We start from the raw sequence: 23,245 nt of genomic DNA, 5'->3' as shown, positions 1-23,245 counted from the left end.
TTAAAATGTAAACGGAAAGATGAGGATGACTCTGAAGATGGAAATCGACGCATTAGGCAGAAGCTGCCTCCTTGCGCTCGCGCTCAGCGGCTTAGGGATATCAGCTGCCGCTGCGGCCCCCGCGCAGACTCAGGAACCCCCGCAGCCAGTGTGGCGCACGGACGTTGCCGGAAGCCGCATTGAAAAGGCTCCGCTGATCGGACTTGTGCCCGGAGGACAGGCGAGATCGGTGAGGCTCACGGGGCTCTCGCGCACGCAGTTCTTCGATTTCGGCGTGCGCGCCGACGAGGTCGTTTCCCGTGCGTCGCTCGACCTGGCATTTACGGTTTCCGCTTCCGTTCTGCCTCAGGTTTCGCAGCTCAATTTCTTCGTGAACGGCGTTCTGCAGCAGTCCGTCAATCTCACGAAGGAAATGATCGGCGCGCCCGCGAAGCTTTCGGTGCCCCTGAACCCCAAGGCGCTCAATTCCCGCAATCAGATCTCGATTGAATTCATCGGCCACATCAAGTCCGTCTGCGAGAACCCGGCGGACGAATCGCTCTGGCTCGATATTTCGAACGAAAGCACGCTCGTCCTCGAGAAATCCCGCATTCGGCTCGCGAACGACATGACGAAGCTGCCGGCGCCCTTCGTCGACATGAATACGATGCAGGCGACGAAGCTGCCCTTCGTCTTCCCGGAAGCGCCGAACGCCATGGCAAAGGAAGCCGCGGCGATTCTCGCGAGCTGGACGGGCCGCATGACCAACTGGCGCGGCGCGGACTTTCCCGTCTTCTTCAATGCGCTTCCCGGGCCTCAGCATTTCGTAGTCTTTGTGACGAACGACAAGAAGCCGAGGTTCCTCGCCGACTTCCCGAAGGTTGAAGGGCCGCAGGTGTCAGTGGCCGATGCCCCGGGCAGTCTTTCGGCCAAGATGCTCGTGATTGCCGGGCGCGATGAGGCGGATCTCCTCACGGCGGCAAAGGCCCTCGTGCGGGAAGACAACGTCATGATCGGCGACGTCTTCCGTCCAGGCGCGGTTCCTGAAACGCCCGCCCGCGAAGCCTATGATGCGCCCAACTGGATTCCCGTCGGGAAGACTGTTCCCTTCTCGAAGCTCATGGAATATCCGGGGCAGCTGACGAGCCGCGGCTACAGCATGCCGCCCGTGCAGCTCCCCGTGCGGCTTCCGCCTGATCTCTACATGACGGGGAACGCCAACCTGATTCTCAATGTCCGCTACCGCAGCACCAAGCCCATGACGGGCGAAACGGCGCAGTTCCGGGCGTTTCTGAACGGCTCCCTCATCGATTCCGACCCGATGGCCGCCAAGGACGGCCGGGGCGAACGCGTGATTGCGCTTCCCGGCTTCTACGGCGCCATTACCGATAATCCCGCGGGTTCGCTCGCGCTCATGACGCAGAACGTGCTCTCGTTCGGCGTCGACTACGAGCGCATCGCCGAGGGCGGGTCGCCGGAAAACTGCAAGTCGATCATGATCCTCCCGCATCAGATGGAGGTGGAGCCCACTTCGACCATTCGCCTCGAGGGGCTTTGGCATCAGGCGAGAATGCCGAACCTGAAGCTCTTCTTCCAGAGCGGCTATCCCTTCACCAGGTACGCGGATCTTTCGCAGACGGCGGTGCTCATTTCCGACGGCGCTTCGGCCGATGAAGTGGCAACGATGTTGAATGCCGTCGGTCGGCTCGCCGCCGTGACGGGTGCCGTTGCCGACAAGGTGAGGGTGGTATCGAGCGCGAGCGACCCGGCCGCAGCGGACCGCGACATCCTCGCGATCGGCCGCGTCGTCACGCGGATGAGCGACATCAATGCGGAAAATGCCGCCGACCTTCAGGCGCATGTGGAGGAAGCCATTCGCGCCAGGAACCCGGGCGACGCCTTCCCGGCGCCGGAGGTGAAGGTGCTTGCCGAACCCGTGGCGGCCGTGGTGGGGCTCGAGTCGCCGCTCAAATCCGGCCGCTCCGTTGTGGCGCTTCTCTCTGAGGGCCCGGCGAGTTCGCTCGAACTCAATGCCCGTCTCGTGAAGCCGGGCGACCTCAATAATGTGGGCGGGACGGTTGCGGTCGTGAGCCCGGGGAACGTCGCGGAATTCTCCGTGGGCGACCGCTATGTGGTCGGGGACCTTCCCTGGTACCACCGCGTCTGGATGAGGCTTTCGCGCCATCCGGGCTGGCTTGTTGTCTGCGCGCTCGTGTCGGCGCTCGTGATCGGCTTTGCCGCCTTTGTCTTCATGCGCCGCTGGGTTGGAAGGAGAGCCTGATGAAAAAGACCCTTTTGATGAGCGTGCTTGCCGCAGCACTCGCGCTTCAGGCGCTTCCGGCAAACGCGTGGAAGCTCTGGGACGACTTCAAGGCGTCCAATATTGAAGCCGCGCGCGTTGTCGACTATTCGGACGCGCGGCGCATCACGACGAGCGAAGGTCAGTCCTACGCGCTCTTCTTTGCGCTCGTGGCGAACGACCGGACAGCCTTTGCAGCGCTTTCCGACTGGACGGAAAAGAACCTTTCTGCGGGCGACATCACGAAGACGCTCCCTTCCTGGCTCTGGGGCCAGACGAGGGCAGGGGACAGAAACGCCTGGGGCGTCATCGACACCAACAATGCCGCCGACAGCGACATGTGGATTGCGTGGTGCTACCTCGAAGCCGGGCGTCTCTGGAGTAAGAGCGAATACACGGCAAAGGGCCGCGCGATGCTCGAACTCCTCAAAAAGGAAGTCCGCGACGTTGAAAACCTGGGGAAGGTGATCCTTCCCGGACGCGTGGGGTTTGAGGATAAGAACGGGACGGTTAAGCTCAATCCGAGCTACTACCCGCTCTTCATCCTCCGGCGCTTTGCGCTTGAAGACGCCTACTGGACGGACGTTTACGACGGCTCCCTCAGGATGCTGATTCGTTCCGCCCCGTCGGGCTTCGCTCCCGAATGGGCGCGATTCACGAACCAGGGAAGGCTCGTTGCGCCGGATTCGACCGACTACACCGAGGGAAGCTACAACGCCATCCGCACGTACATGTGGGCCGGCATGATGTCTCCCGAGGATCCGGGACGCTTCTCGCTCGTCGAGCGCTTCCAGCCGATGGTGGAAGCAACGAGAAAGCTCAATTTCCCGCCTGAAAAAGTGAATGTCGTCACTGCGGACGCAGAAGCGCCGGGGCCGGCCTATTTCGGCGCCTGCCTCCTGTCGCTTCTCGGCAATGACCGCACGGCGGGCCTGATCCGCACGGTGCTCACCGCTGAAGGCGTCAATAAGGACCGCTATTACGGGAACGTGCTGGTTCTCTACGGACTCGGGTTTGACGAAGGGCGATTCCTCTTCGACCGCGACGGCCGCCTCGTGATCCGAATGGAAGAGGCTGAAAAATAAAAATGACTCCGGAAAAAAACGATCGACCCTAAGGCCGCGTCCCCGGGCGGACGCACGGCGACTGCCGACGGACTGATTCTGCCCATTACGGGACTGGGCGTCTGGAATCTCTACTTCCTCGCGAAGTTCGGACTCGCCTGGGCGGGATATCTCAATCTTTCGCCCCTCTGGAATGCGCTCTTCATTGCCGTGCTTCTCATTCCGCTCAGATCCGGCATCCTGCGGTTCCTGCGCGGCGCGGCGGGCATCGTCTGCGCCTTCCTCCTTCTCTGGAGCGAAAGCTGGCTCCCCGGGATTGAGAGCATTACGGCGAATGCGGGCGGCATTGCCGGGTTCTCGTGGAACTACATCCTCGAACTCGCACTCGACTTCATCAACTGGCAGATGGTCGGCTGGGGCGCGCTCGGCATCATTCTCTACGTGCTTCTCAGGAACACGATCCGCATCACCTTCGTCACGCTCTGCTGCTTCGTCGGCATGACGGTGACGCCGATGGTGGACGCATTTTTTGCGGGCGACGCCGAGAAGGATGAATCGGTTGTTGCCGCGGTCAACGGGGGCGCGGCTGCCGGAAAGAACCAGGCGGTATCGGACAGCAAGACCGTGAAGGAATGGTACGAGGCGTTCCTCGCCTACGAAAAGGAGCGCCGCGCGGAATTCCCGACGGGAATTCCGGAGAAGGACACGCCTTTCGACATTCTGCTTCTCAACATCTGCTCGCTCTCGAACGACGACCTCGCAGCGTCCCAGCTCGAGAATCATCCGCTCTTCTCGCGCTTCAACATCCGCTTCGACAACTTCAATTCCGCCACATCCTATTCGGGACCGGCGGCGCTGAGGCTCTTGACGGGGGCGTGCGGTCAGCCCTCGCATAATGACCTTTACGGCGAAAGACGGACGGAATGCGAAACGCTCAACCGCCTGGGGGCCCTGGGCTTCTCGCAGCACGTCATGATGGACCATACGGGCGAATACGACGACTTCCTCCAGGTTCTGCGCGACAAGACGGGCCTCTCGGCGCCGCTTGAAAGCAAGGGGCAGCCGATTCCGATCCGCTACATGGGCTTTGACGACGAGGAGCTCGCCGACACGCTCGCGCTCCTACGCTTCTGGCAGCGCACCACTGCGCGCGCGAAGGAAAAGAGAAGCGTCACCTTCATGAACCTCATTTCGCTTCATGACGGCAACCGCCTTCCGCGCCACGGGCGCTCGGAAGAGTTCAAGCCCCGCGCGCAGCGGATGTTCGACGACATCAACACCTTCATCCGCGAGCTCGAACGCACGCGCCGCCGCGTGATGATCGTCCTCGTGCCTGAGCACGGCGCCGCCGTGCGAGGCGACCGCATTCAGGCGCAGCGCCTTCGCGACATCCCGACCCTTCGCATTACGGAGGTGCCGACCATGGTGAAGTTCGTGGGCGTGAGGGGACTCCCCGAGCAGCCGATTCACGTGACGGGCGACACGAGCTACCTCGCGCTTACGTCGCTCATCGGCCGCACGATTGAAAAGAACTTCTTCTCGAAATCCGGGGGCGCCGTCCCGCTCGAGGAGCTCGTCCAGAACCTTCCGGAAACCCACCGGGTTTCTGAAAACGGTCAGGCGAAGATCCTTGAATTGAAGGATGTCGAGTACCTGAGGCGAAACGACGACGACTGGAAGCCTTACGGCGGTTGATAAGCCCGGCGGAAGGACATTAAACGAGCGGCCGGCAGCTTTTCCTGATCGGAGGAGCGCCGGCCTTTGCATCTGATTTCGCGATGGATTGAATGGAAGGAGGAACTCTGAAGCCATGCCGGAACTCCCAGAAGTTGAAGTAACGCGGCGAGGTCTCGCGCCCGCCGTGGTCGGGAAGGTGGTGACGGACGCCATTGTCCGCGTGCCGAAGCTTCGCTCTCCCGTGCCTGATCTTGGGGGCTGCCTCATCGGGAAAAGGCTCGTCAGCCTTGAGCGCAGGGCGAAATATCTCGTCTGGACGTTTGAGGCGCCGAACGGGAAAAGAGAGCGGCTCGTCACGCACATGGGAATGAGCGGCTCCTGGAGAATCTGGCCGGCACCCGCGCCCGAACCCCATCGCCACGACCATATCGACATCGTTTTCGGCGACACGGTGCTTCGCTATACCGACCCGAGGCGCTTCGGCGACTTCCGCTGGTTTGAGACGGACCCTTTTGAAGCGGAGCCGCTCCGGAGCCTCGGGAAAGAACCCTGGGACGAAGCGGTCACGCTTTCATGGTTCCTCTCGGAATTGAAGAAAACATCGAGGCCCGTCAAGGAAGTGCTCCTCTCCGGGATAATCGTCGTCGGATGCGGCAACATCTATGCGAGCGAGGCGCTCTTTGAAGCCGGGATCCGCCCGACGAGGCGAGCCGACCGGATTTCTGCGGAACGCGCGGAAAAGCTCCTTGCCGCCATTCGGGACGTGCTCGCTAAAGCCATCGCTTCGGGCGGCTCGACGCTTCACGACTTCCACGGCCCCGAGGGCGAAACCGGGTGGTTCCCGCTTGCGTGCGCGGTCTATGGTCGGGAAGGAGAGAACTGCCCGAAGTGCGGCGGGAAGATCAAAAGAATCGAGCAGGGCGGACGGTCGACCTTCTTCTGTCCGCACTGCCAGCGGTGATCTCCTGCCTGATTTGCCATTCCAGTAAAAAATGCCTTCCGGAGAACCGGAAGGCAGATGCGGGATTTCGTGCTTGCTCATAAAGAGCCCGGGGAGTCCCGGGTCTTCATAAGGAGACGTTTAACGGATTTCGTAGCGGACGGCCGCCGGCGCGCCGATGCTCGTCTTGTCGCCGGGCTTCACGCCCCGGAAGGCGTTTTCGGCGTCAGTGCCTTTCTTTACCGCTTCGACCACCTTGTCCTTCATGGCTTCGAGCGCCTTCTCATCCTTTGCGGTGAGGGTTACCTCAAAGGACGCGGAAGCCGCAATGGCGTTGACGGTGGAGCCGCCGTTGAGATTTGCAATGACGGCATCCGGAAGGGCCTTTTCGATTTCCATCACGCTTCGCGCGGCGGCATGGACGGCATTGGTGTTGCCGTAATTGCCGTTTGAGTGGCCTCCGGGACCGCGAAGAGATACTTCGAGCGTCTGCGTTGCAGCGAGCGCGCTTCCCGAGAGGAGAAGCATCAGGAGAAGGGTCGTGCCCTGTGTACGGATCTTAAGCATGGTTCTTCTCCTCGATTATTTGTACATGTCTTCGGTGGTGCGTTCGCCGACGGGCGGTACGCTCGGCTCAATCACGCGGCCGTCTGAAAGTTCGCAGCCTGAAACCAGAAGGCCCGTCATGAGGAAGCGCATGATGCGCTTGGCTTCATCCTGACCGTTTCCGGGAATGCCGTATTCGTACCAGGTGTGGCCGCCTCCGGTCTTCGCAGCCGTACCCATGTTGAAGTTGATGGTGGGAACGCCGACAGCAGCGGGGACGTTGTCGTTGAGCGAGGCGGCTCGCTCCGTGAGTTCCTTATTCTGGTTGTCGATTCCGATCGTGCGGCCCGTCTGCCAGTAGGCCTGCAGAAGCGGAACGTTGTAGTCGGTTCTCTGATAGGCCGGGCGGTCGCCGAACCAGACGAGCTTCATCGTGACGGCGTCCTTGTCGCCCGCCTTGAGGCCGTAGGCGGCGTTTTCCGCTTCCATGGCTTTCCGGAACTGCGGTTCAATCTGGCTGCGGATGGCGGTGAGCGGCCCCTGGGTCGGGCTTCTCATGTCGACCATGAGCGTGCAGTCGGGGCTTCTTGCGCCTTCAGCAGGCTTCGTGCAGTTGACGACGCCCACGGTGTAGGTGGTGCGTTCCGCCTTCTTGTCGAGGTCGTAGGGCGAATGAATGTCGGAAATCGCGGCAATCGCGCGGCTCACTGCCGAGAGCGCGGAGGGACGGGGCTTGTCGCCGGGCTTGAAGCCGTCGCGCTCCGAATACGTGATTTCGAAGCGGTAGGAGCCGAGGTAGTTGACGATCGAGGAGCCGGGCGAGAGCGAATCGGCAGCCACATTGGCGACGAAGTTTAGGGCGTTGTTGCCTTTCCCCGTATCCTGGTTGTAGCCGTAGAGCTGCTTCATGCCGCAGAGGTTGCCTTTCCCTTCCTCACCCGCGGTGCCGCAGAACCAGACGTCGTAGACGGGCTTGATCCCGTACTTCTTCATCATCTTGGCGGCCGTAAGCACAGAGACCGTATTGATCATCGCGTCGCCGAAGCCCGTGACGTAGATGCGGTAGGCGTCGGCCTTCACGGCTTCGTCAAGGTCATTGAAGCGCCGGTAGGCCTTCTTCCAGTTCTCGTCCTCAATGACTCGGCCGTTTTTGTCGAAATGAAGTTCATCCTTGATGGCTTCGAGTTCGGCCGGAGTCGCAACCAGAGGCTCCTTCACCTTCTGAATCTTCACCGGAACATAGGGATTCGTTTCAGGCGGAAGCTCTGCGGGATTGACCGTATCGATGTGGCCTTCGAAAAGGACCTTGGGGAACTGGCCTTTATAGCTTTCCGCACCCGGGCGCTGAGGATAGGTGCCGGGGATCCGCACGCAGACGTTGTAGACGGGCTTCCCGTCGACGATCTGGAGGCCTGCGCCCTTGATGATGCCTTCGGGCGTCGTCATGATGTCCTCCGGCGCAAAGCCCCATTCGTTCACGAGGCGCTTCGTGATTTCCTGCTGGCGGCGAAGTTCAAGGCGCGAGGGCGACGCAATGCGCACGAGCTCCATGAGCGTATTGAAGCGCCATTTCTGGCCTTCCTCGCTCTTGAGTTCGTCGTACATCTTCTGGAAAACCGCATCCTGCCACATGGTCTCGGCATTTGCCTTCATTTCCGGCGACACCTGCGGAACGGCAGCCAGCGCCGGAATGCCGAAGGCGAGAAGAAGTGCCGCGGCAGAGAGCTTCAGACGGTTCATGGGGAACCTCCTTTTGGTGATGGTTTTGCTGCTCTGTGTTTGAAGAGCGGATTCCCCAGGGGAAATCTGCGCCAGAGCTTCGAGATACGGTATCAAGGAGGCTTCCCTGCGATCAAGATGAGGGAAACGATGGGTTGACAGGTGCCGGGAGTGGAAAGGCACCGGAGACGAGCGATGAATTCAACTTGCGCGAAAGGAGGTAGGTCTGAATAGACCAGGAAGCGTTGTATCGATACTGAATATGGGGGGTGAGAAAAAGTTTGATGGCACGAGGTTGGAATAAGCTCATTTTTCTGTTGGATAGATGATTCCTTCGCGATGGCTTTGTTTTCAAGGGGGGTGCGCTTATACCTGTTTCAAAAAACTAAGGGATTCTCATATACCTCTCATGTAAACAATATAAATCATAAAATTAATAAAAAATACTTAACTATAGTTGTCATAAAACTACATGTATGCCTATTAGTCGTTTATTGACGACTATGATGAAGGGAATTAAACTTTTAACATTAATTTAAGACTTATTGCGGTATTTATTTTTTTTGACCTGATAAGTGAAATTAAAGACTATAAAAATAAAATGCGATTAAAATAATATATTGCGAGTTGCAAGATGAAAAATCGAAATTTTCAAAAGAGCAATGTTTTCCCTCGAAATAATAGAATTGCTGGAGTTGCTATAAGATCGTTGGTTTTATTAATATTGTCTATTTTTTCCGATGGAATGTGTTATGCAGGTACTTGGGAACAGCATTACGGTGAAGGGTATGTATTAAAAGATAATAATGCCTTGGAGTTTAATGAAAAAGGTGTTATGTATAGAACGGGTACTAGCGGTTACTATAGTACTGATGCTGAAAAACCTAAAATTGCGGTGTATTTGCTCGATAGGAATATTGATGATCGATTGCAAGAAAAATGGGTATATTTTACGGATGGTCATTTATTGTCTAGCGATAACAGTGTGTTTTTTGATGTATTGACTCAGAAGATTTCGTTTATTCAAGAAGCTTCTTTTGATTCTCTAGATGACAATTGGCTTATTCGGGTGGTTCCATATATAAACAAATATAATGGTGATCATGATTCAACTGGAGGAGTAATTAATTTTTTATCTGAGGAACTTTGTATTAAGGCAGCTAATTCATTAAGCGATAAGTTTTCTGAAGATGGTTTTAAAAAGCTCAATACAGATTCGTTGGGTAATAATATTAGCCTTTCATTGTCTGCTGTTAAAATGATGTATGACGGAAGCATTTATGTCTGGGATAAGACAGATTTTCCGACATCATATTTTGATGATCTTAATAATAATGGTGCAGAAAAAGTTGAGATATCTGTAAAAAATGATTTGTCTTACAGTGGGCCTGTTGTGCCTGCGAATTCTGGATATGTAGTGCGTGCAATAGAAAATATAGAAAGCTATTTTCTTTGCATTCTTCTGAGTTTGTGATAACTGCCTACAATAATGCCGTTTCCCCATATTCTATTGAAGATGGAGATCAACTTTCATCGGCATCAATAGGTGTTTTGGGTCAGGGTGGAGTGTTTTCATTTCGTTCGGGGGAAAAGAAAGGGAAAATTATTGTCCAAAGCGATGAATCGGCTTTCTCCGATGAGTTAGTTATAGGTGAACATAAAACTGAAAGTTACGGCATACTGCTGCTGTCAAAATATAATCCTATTGTGGAGGTAAACGAGAAGGGTAAATTTACGGGTAATAAAAAAATGCTTGGAATGAATATTGTAGGGAGTCGTGTTGATTTTTTAGGTGAAAATGGTGCAGCTTATATCATTGCGAGCTTATCCAAAAAAGATGCTGCGTATGGAATCTTATCTGCTGGCAGTGATAATAAGATAAATTTTGCAGGAGATGTTACTATCGCTTCTTATTCCTTAGGCAATCCAGTTGATAAAAAAGGGGTGCTAAATTCTGATGGGCATGCTTACGGCCTGGTGAATGTGTCTACCTATACGGAAGTTATTGGTGCTGAACCGTTAGAAGGGCAAGAGGTCCAGATAGTGGAGTTGGATCATGAAATACATTATGATTCAGGTTCTGCAGTAAATCTTAAGAAAGATTCGACGCTTAAACTGTTTGTTAATAGTACATCTGGAAATGCTTTCGGCATTTTGCAGTTGGGTGAGAGCCGTGCGGATTTTGATGGTTCAGTGAAAATCTGTTTAAATAATAAAGAGGGGATTGTTGGATATCGTGACTCTTATGCGATTTTTGTGTCCGGAGATGATAGGGAAGTAGGCAGAACGGAGAGGGGAAGAGTTGTTAATGTTAATGGTGATTTATTCATTAATGTGAGTGATGTTGAAAAGCTGAATATTTTAAAAAAGGCGCGAGCTGCAGAAGCTAAGGAAGGAGGGTTGATAAATATTAATGTTATAAATGGCGAAGGTAATATTAATATTCATGGTGATTTGCATACAGATAAATCCATTGCAATGGCACATGGTACAGAGCTGCAAGTTCCAGATGGAAATAATTTTTTACTCGGTATCAATATACTATCCTGGACAAGAAGACATCAGGAGGAGTCAGGACGCTCTCTAGTTAAAAGAGCTCCAGACCTCCAACTGGGTGATGATCCAACGCAATCCTCCGAGTTTCTCTCCGAAGGCCGTATCAACTTCGTAATGAACCAAAAGGACTCCTATCTCGTCGGCGCCGCCAACGGCAATATCGATATGGAGATTGGTTCCGGTACGCTCTGGTCCGTTACGGACGACAGCATTTTCGAAAACCTGCGTCCCACTGGCGGCACGATTGATCTTCACCACGCGGAAGACAAATGGAATGAGGCGAATCCGTATCAATATCTAATGGTGAAAAACATCACAGATGAAGCCTATCTGTTGGAGAGCGGTACTCGCACGGTTGCGCCTGCTGAAAACTCTCTCTTCATCCTCAACACCAACATCATGGGCGACCCTGAGAAGGACGGCAAACGCGTCTTCTCCTTCGACGGCATAACCTATTACAACAAGGTTGAGGACGACGGAAAAATCGAAGATGGCACCGTTGAAGATGGAGTCTTCACCGGAAACGGCAGCTTCGTCTTCAACGGTGATGAAGTGCCGATTGAGCTCAAGGGCTTCAAGGTAGCGGAGGCCGCTGCGCGCATGCGGCACGACATCCGCTTCGGCGACTTTCTCGACTTCCGGACGTATGAAGCTTCCAAAGGTCAGGAGTCCAGGGAGCAGCACTATCGCGTCCGCATCAACGACGAAACGATTGCAGACGGATCCATTGACTACCGCGGCCGCGTGCTTAAGTTTGCGACCACGCCGGCGAACGTGAAGCTGACGGGCGACTGGACGTCGCTCGACTACACCGCCTTCAAGTACAAGCCGAAAATCTGGAAGACGGAGCACACGGATCAGTACGTGAAAGCTGACGGTACCCTTGATACGCGTCCCGGAAGCGTGCTGAATGAAGAGGGCGAAATTCAGGAAGCAGTGAATACCACGCTCTTCGAGCGCGATGATTACGACAAGGTCGTGGAAGGTCTCGAATCCACGGAATCCGATCCCGATGCCCTTGACATCGCTACCGGCATGACCGACTACTGGGTCTCCGGCTACACGAAGGAGATCAACGATCCCGGCAAGACCACCACAGCCATCGCGGGCATCAGCTTCAACCCGATCTATCTGAGCACGCTGAGAAAGCGTCTCGGCGAAGTGCGCTACGGCGCTCAGGACGGTCTCTGGGCCAAGGCCATGATGATGAAGGATTCGGTGGGCGGCATTGCCTCGAAGGGATACGACCAGGATCTCTACGGCGTGAGCTTCGGCTACGACCATCTCGTGCGCAATACCGAAGAGGGCTTGTGGCTCCTGGGCGCCAATATCCGTCAGGCGCATGCCGAGCAGGATCTGATGGATGGTCTTGGCTCCGGCAAAACAGATGCGATCGGCCTCAACGCCTATGCGACCTGGGCCAATTATCAGGGTGCCTACGCGGACTTCGTGCTCTCGGCCGACCATTACCGTCAGAAGCTTTCCACGGTCGGAGAAAGCGGAAAGATTACGGGCAAATACAACACGCTCGGCTGGGGCGCCTCGATCGAAGTGGGCCACATGTTCCACACGACGCGAAACGACCTCTCCTGGGGCCCCTGGTACAACTCGTGGTGGCTTGAGCCCCAGCTTCAGCTCGCTTTCTATCGCGTGGAGGGCGAAAAGTACACGCTTTCGAGCGGCGGCAGAATCCGGCAGAAGGACGCCGATTCGCTCATCGGCCGCGCCGGCATCGTGGTCGGGAAGAAATTCAATTACGGCGAAGACCGGGAGGAAATCGACCGCCGCTATTCGCAGGTTTATCTGAAGGCCGGCGTCAAGCACGACTTCCTTGGGGACCGCACCGTCTGGTTCGGCAGCGACCGGTTCGACGGCGAGGTGGCCGGGAAGACGACTTTCTACTATGGTCTGGGCGGCGACTGGCAGTTCAATGAACGCATGCGTCTTTACGGACAGATCGAACGCGAAACCGGCGACGACTACGAGAAGGACTACGAAGTCTCGGTCGGTCTCAAGTACGAGTTCTGAGGAGAAGGAAAATGCATACGAAATTGAAGCTTGCCGTTCTTGCTGCATTCTCTGCCGTCACGTTCACAGCTCTCTCGGCGAATGCCGCTTATTCCGTTTACTCCGACCCCGACTGCGGGCCGAAGGTCGAGAGCTCGGCCTGGTTCATCGACTATTCGGGAACGATGCAGGAAAAGCTCAAAGAGCCCGAAGAGAAGTCCTATCCGGACTGGGCAAAGGGCAAGGAGAAGGAATACGACGAGCTCTTCGAATACCGGAAGGTCGTGCTTGCGAAGAACCTTCTTCTGAAGCTCCGCAGGATGCTCCCGGCTGAAGCCGGAATCCAGGTGGCTGCCGGCACGATGGCGCCCCATACGCTCCCCGTGGGCTTTAAGGACGACTTTGAAGAGAAGGTGGGGCGGCTCCCCGAACGCCTCGAGGTATTCGGGCGCATGACGAACCCCGGCGAAGGCCTGATCGACTACGAGAAGCGCCTGGAGCGCTATGCGGAGTCGGAGAAGGAACTTCAGCGCGAGACCGCAGAGCTCCTGCGGAAAAAGAGCGCGCTTCTTTTCTTCACCGACGGCGACCAGGTGAATCGCGGGCGCCTTTTTGAAGAAGGCTGGAAGGCCTTCCGGGAAAAGGAGCCTCTGGCGAAGCCCGTTCTTGTTGCCTTCACGGATGATGAAGAGACGAAAAGGGAAGTCAACCGTCTCGCTGAAGTCGTTCCCGGACTCATCACGGCGGACGCGCGCGAGCTCCTTTTGAATGATGAATCGATGGCCGCCTTCATCGCGAAGGTCTTCTATACGCCGTGCCTCGACTTCACGCTTTCGGCCGACACGCTCTTTGCGTTTGACAAGCACGTGTTGAAGCCCGAAGGCATCGCGGAAATTCATCATGTCGCCGAAGTGCTTGCGAAGGAGCGGAAGATCATCGATCAGCTTCACATCCGCTTCTCGATCACGGCGCATACGGACCGCATCGGTACATACGAGTACAACGATCGACTCTCAGAACGCCGCCTCAACACCGTACTCAGGCAGCTTGAGAAGGAAGGCGTCGACATGTCGCTCTTCGTGATCCGGCGTGCCGAAGGCGAATATCACCCGGTGACGGGCGACGCCTGCAAGGGCCTCTGGAACCAGGAAGCGATCGACTGCCTGCAGCCTGACCGCCGCGTCGAAATCCGCATGGTGCGGCCAGAGTAAAGCCCCGTGCAGGTCCGGAGAGGGAGGCTTCCGCCCGGCTCTCCGGACTTTCCGCGGCAATTCTTTTTCTGATCAGCCGCATTACCTGCGGCTGATCGTCAGGAAAGCGCAAAGATCCGGTTGAGTTCCTTCGCCGGCAGGTCGCCGATCCAGGATTCGCCTGCGGCGACGGTGAGGTCCGCAAGGTCGCGCTTTGAAGCCAGCATGTCGTTGATCTTCTCTTCAAAGGATCCGGCGGTGATGAGCCGGTAGACCAGAACATCACGGCGCTGTCCGATGCGGAAGGCGCGGTCGGTTGCCTGCGCTTCAACGGCCGGGTTCCACCAGAGGTCGTAATGGATGACGGCCGAAGCGGCGGTCAGATTGAGGCCCGTGCCGCCCGCCTTGAGGGAAAGAATGAAGATTCTCGCCGTGCGGTCCGTCTGGAAGCGGTCCACCATCTTCATGCGTTCGGTTCTGGAGACGCCACCGTGGAGGAAGTCGGGGCGCTCGCCCGTTGCGGCTTCGATCCACGCCTGAAGACGTTCGCCCATCTCGCGGTACTGCGTGAAGATGAGCACCTTGCGGTCGGATTCGAGGCACTGGCCGAGGATCTCAAGCATCGCATCGGCTTTGCCTGAATCCGGGCGAAGCGCTTCCGTCTTCGAATACTGCGACGGCGAATTGCAGATTTCCTTCAAGCTCGTGATGAGCTTGAGGACAAGCCCGCGGCGCGCCATGCGGCCCGATGGCGAGGAGGCGTCGGGAGCTTCCTCGGCCTTGCGGATTTTTTCCATGAGCTTCAGGAGCGTCGCCGCATAAAGCGCCGCCTGTTCGGTGCGCATCAGGGCGTAGTGGTCCGCCGTATTCTTTTCCGGAAGATCCGCAATGATCGACTTGTCGGTCTTGAGACGCCGCAGCATGAAGGGCGCGGTCAGGCGCCGGAAGGCTTCCGCCGCCTGCGGATCGCGGTCGCCTTCAATGGGTTCGGCAAAGGTTTTGGCGAATTCCTTCTGCGTGCCGAGGAGCTTCGGTTGCACGGCCGACAGAATCGACCAGTATTCCATCAGACGGTTTTCGACGGGCGTGCCCGTCATGGCGATCACCTGATCGGCCTTGATGCCGCGGACGGCTGCGGTCTGTGCGGTTGAAATATTCTTGATTGCCTGCGCTTCGTCGAGAACGAGGAGCTTCCAGCGGACCGAGGAGAGCGCTTCATAGTCGCGCCGCAATGTTCCGTAGCTCGTCAGCAGCACATCGGGCGCTTCTTCGGGAGCAGGGAGCCTGCGGTCGGCGCCGTAGTACGTGCCGACAGTGAGGGTCGGGGCGAATTTCGCGATCTCGCGCGTCCAGTTCGTGATGAGTGTGGTCGGAAGGACCGCAAGCACCTTGCGGGCTTTGAGGGAGCCGCGGTTTTTGAGTTCCAGAATGGCGGAAATGACCTGAAGCGTTTTCCCGAGACCCATGTCGTCGGCGATGAGTGAGCCGAGCCCGAGGGAGAGGTTCTTCATGAGCCACGAGTAGCCGCGCTCCTGATAGGGGCGGAGCTCGGCGTTGAGACCCCTGGGAGGAGGAACCTCCTCGACATCGGTAATGTGCTTCAAAGCCTCCCTGATTTCAGGCGACACCTCAACCGCTGCGCCTTCATATTTGCCCGTGAGCACCGCGCGCATCTTTTCGAGCGCTGAGAGTTCAGGCGGGTTTTCAAGCGTGCGTCGGATGAGGTCGATTTCCGCCGGGTCGAGGTAGACGAAGCTCTCGTTGATCTGAATGACTTCGCCCCGATGGGCTTCGGCGAGCTTCAGGAACTCCTCGGCCGTCATCTCGACATTGCCGATGGCGGCCTTCCAGTTGAATTCTCCGATGGCGTTCTTGGCGAGGAGGCTCTTCGTGAAGCCTTCGCCCGCGCCTGCAGAAGCCGTGAGCTTCGGGCGCAGGAGGTTTCGCATCGAGGCCGGGAGCATCAGCGTGACGCCGAGCATGGTGAGGTAGGGGGCCGTCTCAAAGAGAAAGTCCCGGAGGTCCTCCATTTCGAGCGTGGCGGGCTTGCCCCTCGACGATCGGATTCTTTCGAGTACGGGCGCTCCCGCGCAAAGCGTTTTGAGAACGGTCAGCGCGGCATACCGGTGCGCCGCGTAGCGCGGTTCCTTAATGAGGCGCGAGAGCATCAGGGGCCGCTCGGTGGGCACGGGGCTCCCGGCAAGCGCTTTTTCATTCGGCACGTCCGGGGTTTCGGGAGCAGCCTCATCTTCGGGGGCGTTGAGTTCCTTTTCGGCAGCGGCGCGGATGTCGGCATTGCGGCCGATGATGCCGAAATTGAGCTTGATTGCGCCCTCCTTTGCGCTCCGGACCGTCAGCACGGGGAGCCACGGGTAGACGTCGCCGAGGGCAAAGGGCGCGAGCGCGCGGGCGAGGACGACGCCCGCATCGGACGCCGTTCGGCCGTCGAGCGGCGTGAGATCGAGCCCCGAAACCGCAAAGTCGAGAATGTCCTCTCGGTCGGCGAGCTTCGGATAGTTCCCGATGGTGTTTCTGAGGAATCCGGCAATGGCGGCGGAGAGGAGCAGAATCGCGGCTGCAAAAGGCGACGCTTCCGCTTCCGGGAAGATTTTGAGCGCCTTCTCGGAAATCATGCCCCTGGCCCAGGGGGCGATGCCGAGCCCGAGTTCCGTGACGGCGCGCCGAACGGCCGCATCGCGAAGCGCCGGAAGCCACCAGACGCGAGGGGCAGGGGACTTGATTTTGGGAGACTCCGTCACGGCCGGAACGATGGCGCCAAGCTTGAGGAGCTCTGCGGCAAGGCGGAAAATTTCCCGCCAGCACTCGAATTCCGCCGGAAGGGCTTCCGCCTCGCGGGCGCTCGTCATGCGGATCGCCGGGAAGAACCCTTCGAGAGGAAGCAGAACGGCTTTCGCCTTTTTCCCGTCCTCTGCCGGATGCGAGATTTCGAGCGTGCGTTCCATGCCGTCCTGCCCGAACCCGAGCAGCACCCGGGCGCCCGGGGTGTTGAGTTCCGGATATTCTTCGCCGAGCTCTTCAGTTATCCGATCGCTCAGGGCCGAAAGCGCACGGCTCGAGGTAAGGAGTCCGCCTTCGGAAGCCGCGAGTTCATTCTGAGCGGCGCGCTTTTCAATGGCGGAGATCGTCTTTCCCGCATGCTTCCAGAGGGCATTGAGATATTCGCTGCAGTCCTTGCTCGACGTGATGGGGGTTGTCTTCGGGTAGAGCCCGAGCATCACATCGGTAAGGTCGGGGAGGTCGGAGAGGGAGAGCGAGCGAAGCCGCGCGAGCGCTTCGGATTCAAGCCTCGCGCGTTCTTCTTCCGGAAGGTCTTCGGAATCCGAAGCGGTACGGGGGAAGCCTTCTGATGCGCGACGGAGGAGATCACCGGGCGCAAGGGGCTTCACCGTCACGGCGCCCCCGAGATTGATCCCGCGGGCCTTCAGCTCATCCTTGAGGTGAATGCCCCGGAATTCAAAGATGAAGAAGGGATCGAGGTCGATGCGGTCGGCAATGATGTAGAAGACCGCAGCGATGTGCTTGCAGACCCGCGCCGAATCCGGGCACGAGCAGGAGAGGTGCATCGACCTCCAGCTTCCGGGAAAAAGTTCAATCCCGAGCTTTTCGCAAAGAGGCGCGATTTCCTTCGGGAGCTCCCCGTCAAGGAGCCCCGCGACGATGTCCGGGTCGGCGGCAATGGCGTCCGCAAGGCGCTTGACGCTCTTCGCGGGGACGGGCTTCATCCCGACCTCAACCTCATAGGGGTAGTAGGCGGATCCGTCGACAAGCGCCTCGATGCGAAGGCTGCGGCCGTTGAACTTTGCTTCAATCACGCGGCCGGTGTTGGCATAAGTTTTCCCGCGGGGAAGGCGGTTGGCGTTGTCGACGCGCTCGAGGGCGCGCAGCCACTCTGCGCCCCACCAGGTGGTGCCGTATTGTCGTCTGGGAGCCATTGTTGCGGGAATCCTTTGCTGTTGAAATTGGGAAAAAGCGCTTGAAGCGCAGAAACGCGAAAGGCCGTTCGCGCCGGTTTCTCGAAAGGAGAAGCCGACGGCGGACGGCCTTGCTCAGCAGCTTGCCTGCCAGGGATGATTGACGCTCCGGGCAGGCAAGTCGTCCGGAGACTTATCAGATGCCGTTTAGGCGCTTCGCCATGCGGCAGAAGACCTCGAAGCCGATCGGCATGCTCGTCTCATCCTGAATTTCAAAGTCGGCGCGATGGTGACCGTGATGGTTGCAGCCGAACATGAAGTAGGCCGCCTTGCCGCCGTGGTCGACGACGCGCTTGATGAGAACCGTGCAGTCTTCGGAGCCGGCGGGCTTGTCCTCGCGGAAGGTGCGCTTGACGCCTTCGATCTTCTTCGCTTCCTCCTCGACCATGTCGATGAGGTCCGGGCAGACGGTGAGCGTCGTCGCTTCGCCCGCCTTCACGATTTCGCCTTCCACCTCGTAGGCGCGCTTGACGCCTTCGACGATGTTGCGGACGTTCTGAACCATGTATTCGTTCACTTCGCCCGTGGCGCCGCGAACTTCAAGCTGCATGTCGGCGTGGACCGGCGTGACGTTGCGGCCTTCGCCGGCGTTGAGCTTGCCCACGGCAATGCGCGTGACGCCTTCGCCGCTTCTCGGAATGCCCTGCATCATCATCGCCGCGGCGCAGGCGGCCATCAGGGCGCTTCTGCCCTTTTCAGGATCGGAGCCCGCGTGCGAGGGACGCCCGTGGAAGTGAACGTCGATCTTCGTGGAGGCGAGGAAGCCGCCCGTCATGAGGCCCACTTCGCCCAACTTCGCAAAGGTGCCGACGTGGCCGCCGATCAGGTAGTCGCAGTCGTCGACGATGCCGGAGGCCGCCATGGCGTTGCCGCCGCGGACGCCTTCCTCGGCAGGCTGGAAGAGGACCTTGAACTTGCCCTTCAGCTCATCCTTGTGGTCGACGAGCCAGCGGCAGACCTCGAGCGCGATCGAGGAGTGCGAGTCATGGCCGCAGGCATGCATGAAGCCCGGGTGCTTTGAAGCGAAGCCGCAGGCGGTGGGCACATGGTCCTTCGAATCCGATTCGGAAACAACGACGCAGTCCATGTCGGCGCGGAACGCGGTGACGGGACCCGGACGGCCCGTGTCGATGACGGCGACGACGCCCGTGTAGCCTTCCGTTTCGTCAATGAAGGACTGCGGGACGCCGTGGGATTTGGCGCGTTCAATGGCTTCGGCCACGAGCTTCGGGTCGCGGCCCATGACGGCATCGGGATTGATCACCTTCAGGCCGAGGAGAGGCTTGAGGCCGAGCGAACGCAGACGCTCCGTAATGAGCCAGCTCGTTTCGAATTCCGTCCAGCCTTCTTCAGGCATCTGATGGATCTTGCGGCGGGTCGCAACCATTTCTTCGATGTACTGCGCTTTCGTGAATGCAGTCATGGGGTGAACTCCTTGAGCTTTTTAGAAGCGGAATGCTTATGGACACAGAGCGTCCGGAACCTTTCGGCCTCCGGATCGCAGGGCCTCAGTTGAAGGTCGGGCAGAATTCTAAACTTTTTCGCGCTCATTCCTTTGAGAACTCTTTCTTGAAGGCGGCTCCGAAGGCGCTCAGACCTTCTTTGGCGGCATCGTAGGTTTTGACGGCGCCGTCCTTCGCGGCTTCATAGCCTTCCTTCACGGTGCGCTTCGCGTCGTCATAGCCGTCGCCGCTTTCTTCCTTCGCGGTTGCCCAGCCGCGCTGAACCGCTTCCTTGGTCGAGAGATAGCCTTTTTCGATGCAGTCCGCGGAAAGCGCTCGGGCCTTGATGAGGCCTTCCTCGTCGGCGACCTGCTTGATGTGCGTGAGGGAGCAGGATTCCGCAGTGACGGCCGCGCCGGCAGAAAGAGAAAAGGCGCCGACGGCGCAGAAGGATGCAAGGAGGAAAAGCTGCTTCATAGTGGGTGTCCTTATGTCAGGTTCCGCGCGGGCGCTTGAACGGCGCCTCGGCGGAGGATCAAGTCTCGAGCATGATGGCGGAAATTTTAAAAGGCATGAGGCGCGGCGTCGCAATGAAGTCGTTTCTGAAAGCATCCGGGCCTCTCTCGACAGATTTCGTTGCATTTTGGGAATCATTCTTACGGAGAGCGAAGCAGTTAAGCCGGAATCAATCGATTCTTCATGGTAAATTGTCTCCATCTATTTGAGACGCGCAGCTTTACTTCAAGGCTGCGCGCCGAACCCCAGAAAGGAAATGCTCATGAAGAACACGTTCAAAGTTCTCGCCCTCTGTGCGGCTGCTGCCGCGACCGGCCTCGCCCACGCCGACGCCGATCAGACGAAGCTGTACGATCCGATGTCGGCCAAGGAAAAGGTCGTCGTCAATGTCGACCTCCTCGGCAAGGACGGCAACACGGCCGTCGGCCAGGTGGTTGCGGTGAATACCCCCTACGGCGTTGCTTTCTACCCGAACCTCAAGGGCCTCACCCCCGGCATGCACGGCTTCCACGTGCATCAGAATCCGGACTGCGGCGCGACCGATGCCGGCCTCGCGATGAAGGCGGGCGGTCACTGGGATCCTGAAAAGAAGGGCGTTCACTCCTTCCCCTGGGACGACAACGGCCATAAGGGCGATCTTCCGAGCCTCTATGTTGCGGCTGACGGCACGGCAGTGACGCCGGTTCTTGCTCCGAAGATCAAGAGCGTTGATGAGCTGAAGGGCCATTCCATCATGGTTCACGTCGGCGGCGACAACTTCCATGATCATCCCGCCAAGCTCGGCGGCGGCGGTGCCCGTCTTGCCTGCGGCGTCATCAAGTAATGTCTTGAGCGTCTGACCGCTTTACGTTGGAAACGGCTCGGTCCTCTGTCTGGGGGCGGGCCGTTTTTCTATGGGGAATCGTGCCGCGCCCCGCTCTTTGGCTCTACGAAGACTTTCCGGACGCGACTGCAATGCAGGGCATGCTAAATTTTGGCTGTTATCCACTTCATAGCATGGATTAAGCATGCCCACAGCAACTATTCAGCTACGCGTTGAGCAGAGTCTTCGTGATGATGCCCAGATGGTCTGCAATCGTATGGGTATGGACTTGACTACGGCAATCCGAGTCTTTCTTAATCAGCTCGTTGTTGAGAATGGCCTTCCTTTCCAACCCAAAGCAGATCCCTTTTTCGCTCCTTCCAATATGCAGCATCTAAAGCGCTTGCATGAGGATTCTCTGGCTAATCGCAATATCGTCAGCCATGAGCTCATTAAGTATTAGTTATGCAAATCCGCGGGGACGACAACGGCCATAAGGGCGTTTTCCCGAGACTCCACATTGCGACCGACGGCACGGCTGTGACGTCAGTTGTCGCGTCGAAGCGCAAGGCCGCGCCGGCATGGTCTGCGTCGGCGGCGAAACTTGTCTGGCCTGCGGCGATTCAGTAATGTCTTGAGCGCCTTAGCGCCTTGCTTTGAAAACGGCTCGTTCCTATGTCCGGAGGCGAGCCGCTGACTTATGACCAGATAGAGGTTCGTAGTGGAATAAGCGAAAGGTCTCTAAATTATCATAAGATACATATCAAGTAATTCTTGACCGATTCATGAGAAATACCGCAAAATTTAAGGCATATCTTGTTTCAGGCATTTGAGAGCAGGAATTGAATTCTAGAAATGAGGCTTGGCAGAGCTGGATCGCCGGACACTCATCTGAAATGCAGCATCCGGTTGATTTCGAGGTTCGTTTTGTTAAAGAAATTCTGACGCAAATTCCGGAAGTGACTCCGGATTCTGTTTATCCGCAATATCCTTTTCTCGATAGTGAAGGGCGAATCAGACGCATTGATTTCCTAATTTCTGATCCTGCCAAAGGTTTTGCTATAGCAATTGAACTCGATGGATTTACGAAATTAAAGGAATATAAGGATTGGGAAGATTTTCTTTACAGACAGAATGAACTTCTTGCAAATGTTAAATGCCAGCTCTTGCGTTATGCGAATAAATATTGGCTGAATAACCCGAAGAAAGTTATTGCTGAAATACGGGCTATTCTTAAAGAGCAGTCGCAAGCATTTCGTTTAAAAGAACTCCGTGATGCAGAGCAAAAGAAGGCAACAGCGGAAGTCAAACAACAAGGATCTGAAGTCAGGAAAATTGAGTCTGAAGTCCTTCAAACGCTTCAGCGTGCAGAAGCTTTGGTATCCAGGGCTGAAGAAGAGCATAAATCGGCAACTAATAAAATTTCATTGGCAGCTTATGCAGGAATAGGTATTGTTATTTTTGCTGCTGCATGTCTCATATTTGGCAGAGATATTGCAAGATCTTCCTCAGCACCTGAAAAAACAGAAAATGCTGTTCTTGCCGCTGCTAGTAGGGAAGAGGGCATTCAGAAAGAGGCTTCAGCTCCAATGCAGAAAGAGAGTCAGATAGCCGGGAATGTTCGTGATAATCAAGCTGTAAGCAGGGGTGATGATAAATTATTCAATGAAAACAATGATCCTATTGATTATTCTCAGTCTCGGCAACCTGCATTTCCTCTTTCAGTCACTCAGTCGAGCAAGAGTCCCAGTCAATTGACTTCAACCCTTTCGGTCAAAGAGGCGCTTTGGCCAATAAATGAGGGAGACCTGCAGCCCTACATTGGAAGCCAAGTTGTGCTTTGCGGACAGCTTGTCCAGGTAAAAAGCTATAAGAAATGGACGTTCCTTAATTTTGTTCATTCCTACCCTGAAGCCGTTTTTACAGGGGTCATAGCAGATGAGAGCGTTACTGAATTTCAGGGAATCAATAGATTACTGAATAGCAATGTTTGCATATCGGGCATATTGACACAATATGGGAATAAGTATCAAATTAATTTAACTGTTAATTCTCAATGGGTCAGAAATGAAAAATAAGATTTCGTTATTTTCTGCAATCGTATTGCTTGCACTATCGGTGCCAGTCTCCTCGGCTACTCTGGATTCAATCAAGGCACCCCTTCATGTTGGGGAGAAGCATCTTGTCTGCGGCAATGTTGTTCAGGTGACCGAACAAAAGAAACGAGTCCTTCTTAATCTTGGAAGGTCTTACCCAAATGAGCATCTGTCTGTTCAAGTTTGGAGGAACAATCTTCAGGAAGTTGAAGGTCGATTCGGAAATTTAAGGGCGCTCATAGGAAATCGAATTTGCGCTCAGGGCGAAATTGAAGAATATAAAGATCACCTTTTCATAACAATTAGAAATCCGCAATTTCTCAGATTGATGAAGTAATTTATTAATATCGAGATATAAATGCGGGAGAGTTTATTTCTATTTTGCGTTTTTGATCTTATTTGGCTGATAAAATAAAAAAT

The 23,245-nt window shown here is 56.4% G+C and carries 16 protein-coding genes; 11 read left to right on the top strand and 5 right to left on the bottom strand.

Annotated features, from left to right (window positions below; all coding sequences use genetic code 11):
* Positions 1-19 precede the first annotated feature (19 nt).
* The 4 genes from FG381_RS02320 (at position 20) to mutM (ending at position 5,980) form a co-directional block, all read left to right on the top strand.
* Complete coding sequence (locus FG381_RS02320) at positions 20-2,260, top strand: cellulose biosynthesis cyclic di-GMP-binding regulatory protein BcsB (protein WP_407703351.1); 2,241 nt, start codon at positions 20-22, stop codon at positions 2,258-2,260.
* Positions 2,260-3,363 (top strand): cellulose synthase complex periplasmic endoglucanase BcsZ, encoded by a 1,104-nt coding sequence (gene bcsZ / locus FG381_RS02315; protein WP_139687357.1) that lies wholly within the window; start codon positions 2,260-2,262, stop codon positions 3,361-3,363. Before FG381_RS02320 ends, bcsZ begins: the two co-directional genes overlap by 1 nt.
* Before the next feature lie 21 nt (positions 3,364-3,384).
* Positions 3,385-5,037 carry a cellulose biosynthesis protein BcsG gene (gene bcsG, locus FG381_RS02310; RefSeq protein WP_139687356.1) on the top strand — a complete coding sequence of 551 codons (1,653 nt, stop codon included), beginning with the start codon at positions 3,385-3,387 and terminating at the stop codon, positions 5,035-5,037.
* Between the two features lie 115 nt (positions 5,038-5,152).
* Entirely contained in the window at positions 5,153-5,980 is an 828-nt protein-coding gene (gene mutM / locus FG381_RS02305) for a bifunctional DNA-formamidopyrimidine glycosylase/DNA-(apurinic or apyrimidinic site) lyase (protein ID WP_139687355.1), read from the top strand.
* A gap of 120 nt (positions 5,981-6,100) precedes the next feature.
* Here mutM and FG381_RS02300 read toward each other — a convergent pair whose 3' ends face one another.
* Both FG381_RS02300 and FG381_RS02295 read right to left on the bottom strand, forming a co-directional pair.
* Positions 6,101-6,526, bottom strand: coding sequence for a peptidase dimerization domain-containing protein (locus tag FG381_RS02300; protein ID WP_226960281.1), 426 nt, complete (start codon positions 6,524-6,526; stop codon positions 6,101-6,103).
* A 15-nt stretch (positions 6,527-6,541) separates the two neighbouring features.
* The gene (locus tag FG381_RS02295; RefSeq protein ID WP_139687354.1) at positions 6,542-8,245 is read right to left on the bottom strand and encodes a zinc-binding metallopeptidase family protein; all 1,704 of its coding nucleotides are present in this window, start codon (positions 8,243-8,245) and stop codon (positions 6,542-6,544) included.
* Positions 8,246-8,858: 613 nt separating this feature from the next.
* Here FG381_RS02295 and FG381_RS02290 point away from each other — a divergent pair.
* The 3 genes from FG381_RS02290 to FG381_RS02280 all read left to right on the top strand — a co-directional run bounded on the left by FG381_RS02290 (position 8,859) and on the right by FG381_RS02280 (position 13,998).
* Positions 8,859-9,698, top strand: a complete 840-nt coding sequence (locus FG381_RS02290) for a hypothetical protein (protein WP_139687353.1) — start codon at positions 8,859-8,861, stop codon at positions 9,696-9,698.
* A 1,196-nt stretch (positions 9,699-10,894) separates the two neighbouring features.
* Positions 10,895-12,808 (top strand): autotransporter family protein, encoded by a 1,914-nt coding sequence (locus FG381_RS12520; protein ID WP_165697806.1) that lies wholly within the window; start codon positions 10,895-10,897, stop codon positions 12,806-12,808.
* Between the two features lie 11 nt (positions 12,809-12,819).
* Positions 12,820-13,998 carry an OmpA family protein gene (locus FG381_RS02280; RefSeq protein WP_139687351.1) on the top strand — a complete coding sequence of 393 codons (1,179 nt, stop codon included), beginning with the start codon at positions 12,820-12,822 and terminating at the stop codon, positions 13,996-13,998.
* Positions 13,999-14,096: 98 nt separating this feature from the next.
* On the opposite strand, the gene FG381_RS02275 is transcribed toward FG381_RS02280, so the two are convergent.
* The 3 genes from FG381_RS02275 to FG381_RS02265 all read right to left on the bottom strand — a co-directional run bounded on the left by FG381_RS02275 (position 14,097) and on the right by FG381_RS02265 (position 19,888).
* Positions 14,097-17,930 carry an SNF2-related protein gene (locus FG381_RS02275; RefSeq protein WP_139687350.1) on the bottom strand — a complete coding sequence of 1,278 codons (3,834 nt, stop codon included), beginning with the start codon at positions 17,928-17,930 and terminating at the stop codon, positions 14,097-14,099.
* A gap of 175 nt (positions 17,931-18,105) precedes the next feature.
* A complete protein-coding gene (locus FG381_RS02270) occupies positions 18,106-19,392 on the bottom strand; it encodes an amidohydrolase (RefSeq protein WP_139687349.1) in 1,287 nt (428 codons plus the stop codon).
* Positions 19,393-19,516: 124 nt separating this feature from the next.
* The gene (locus tag FG381_RS02265) at positions 19,517-19,888 is read right to left on the bottom strand and encodes a hypothetical protein (RefSeq protein WP_139687348.1); all 372 of its coding nucleotides are present in this window, start codon (positions 19,886-19,888) and stop codon (positions 19,517-19,519) included.
* A gap of 301 nt (positions 19,889-20,189) precedes the next feature.
* On the opposite strand from FG381_RS02265, the gene FG381_RS02260 reads away from it, so the two are divergent.
* From FG381_RS02260 to FG381_RS02250, 4 genes are all read left to right on the top strand, one after another.
* Positions 20,190-20,750: a superoxide dismutase family protein gene (locus FG381_RS02260; protein WP_139687347.1), complete on the top strand. Its 561-nt coding sequence runs from the start codon at positions 20,190-20,192 to the stop codon at positions 20,748-20,750.
* A 184-nt stretch (positions 20,751-20,934) separates the two neighbouring features.
* Positions 20,935-21,192, top strand: a complete 258-nt coding sequence (locus tag FG381_RS12925; protein WP_139687346.1) for a type II toxin-antitoxin system RelB/DinJ family antitoxin — start codon at positions 20,935-20,937, stop codon at positions 21,190-21,192.
* Between the two features lie 2 nt (positions 21,193-21,194).
* Positions 21,195-21,359, top strand: coding sequence for a hypothetical protein (locus tag FG381_RS12515; RefSeq protein ID WP_165697805.1), 165 nt, complete (start codon positions 21,195-21,197; stop codon positions 21,357-21,359).
* Positions 21,360-21,625: 266 nt separating this feature from the next.
* Positions 21,626-22,807 carry a hypothetical protein gene (locus tag FG381_RS02250; RefSeq protein ID WP_139687345.1) on the top strand — a complete coding sequence of 394 codons (1,182 nt, stop codon included), beginning with the start codon at positions 21,626-21,628 and terminating at the stop codon, positions 22,805-22,807.
* Positions 22,808-23,245: the final 438 nt, after the last annotated feature.

The sequence above is a fragment of the Sutterella faecalis genome, from assembly GCF_006337085.1.
GTDB classification, from domain to species: domain Bacteria; phylum Pseudomonadota; class Gammaproteobacteria; order Burkholderiales; family Burkholderiaceae_F; genus Sutterella; species Sutterella faecalis.
Note: the sequence above shows the minus strand (reverse complement) of the source record. Positions and strands in the feature narration are given on the sequence as shown.